Here is a 316-nt window from a genome sequence, read left to right as displayed (position 1 = left end):
ATATAAAGCAGAAATACAACATCAGCCTGGCGCCCTACCCGCTGGATGACCTGAAGACTCTGCAGATCAGTCTCGGCCAGTACACCTGCATCAAGCCCGGCGATTCCACCGCTCATGTCGAGGCACAACAAGCGCTGGCCGGTCTGTTCGAAGATGCTGCGCTGAACGTTCAGAGTTCACGGGACCTTAGCGCCGATGAAAGCCTCAGTGATCTGCGCATACGCATCGACGCCCTGAGCCATGTGAGCGAACAGTTTGCTTCCGTGGACAAGCGATTCGATGACCTGGCGAGTGAATATTCCGAACACATACACCC

Annotated in this window: 1 protein-coding gene; it reads left to right on the top strand. The window is 55.4% G+C overall.

Features of this window, described 5'->3' with window-relative positions; translation table 11 throughout:
* A partial coding sequence (locus AAEY83_RS13625) for a hypothetical protein (protein ID WP_351059609.1) occupies positions 1-316 on the top strand: 316 nt, incomplete at both ends.

It is taken from the genome of Psychrobacter sp. TB20-MNA-CIBAN-0197, from assembly GCF_040309765.1.
GTDB lineage: Bacteria > Pseudomonadota > Gammaproteobacteria > Pseudomonadales > Moraxellaceae > Psychrobacter > Psychrobacter submarinus.
The sequence above is the reverse complement of the archived record's forward strand: the minus strand, read 5'-3'. Positions and strand labels throughout refer to the sequence as shown.